At 40.9% G+C, this 848-nt stretch carries 1 protein-coding gene; it reads right to left on the reverse strand.

Annotated features, from left to right (window positions below; translation table 11 throughout):
- On the reverse strand, nucleotides 1–848 hold an 848-nt coding region (locus tag ACVC08_RS04395), incomplete at both ends, for an immunoglobulin domain-containing protein (RefSeq protein WP_452601135.1).

Below are 848 nucleotides of genomic sequence, written 5' to 3' on the forward strand. Positions count from 1 at the left end.
GGATTAGTAGGCGTATCGATAAAAGGACAAGCACAATTAGGCGCAGTAACCATTAAGGTGTCTTGACACGATCCATTAACAGCACTAGTTGCAGTAATTGTAATATCCGTTCCAGCAGGAACACCAGTAATAGAGTTCCCAGCAACAGTTCCTGCAGAGGTCGTAATAACAGCAGAAGCAGGAGAAATGCTAAAAGAAACATCGTAAGTTAATAAGTTAGCAGCACAAGTAGTTGCAGTAAAGTTAAGTACAGGTGTTTGATTAATAGTAATAGTAGCAGTACTAACATCGTTAGGACAAGGATTTGTTCCAATAACAGTATAATCGAAGGTACTAGTAGTTGCACCAACAGCTGGTGTAAAAGTACCAGCTACAGCATTAAAAGTACCGCCAGATCCAGAAGTTTGCGACCAAGTACCACCAGCATCTTCACCAGCGATTAAACTAAATAAATCTATAGTTGTAGAACTATCGTCACAGATAGTAATGCCTCCATCTGTACCAGCATTAGCAGGTGTTTCAATAGTAAGAACTACTGGTATTCTAGAACTCACGCAACCAGAGACAGTTTCTTCAGCTTCAGCATAGTAAGTGTAAACTCCAATAGCTGTATCGGTAGGTGTATAATTAAGACCAGAAGCTAATGCAGTACCTCCAGTAGCGTTTGCATACCAATTAACAGTATCCCCTAAAGCAGGAGGGCCAGGCAGTACAACACTTAAAGCAGGTGTAGTTGCCCCAAAACAAATACTAGGATTGTTAGGATTAGTAGGCGTATCGATAAAAGGACAAGCACAATTAGGCGCAGTAACCATTAAGGTGTCTTGACACGATCCATTAACAGCACT

The organism is Pontimicrobium sp. MEBiC06410 (assembly GCF_053601615.1).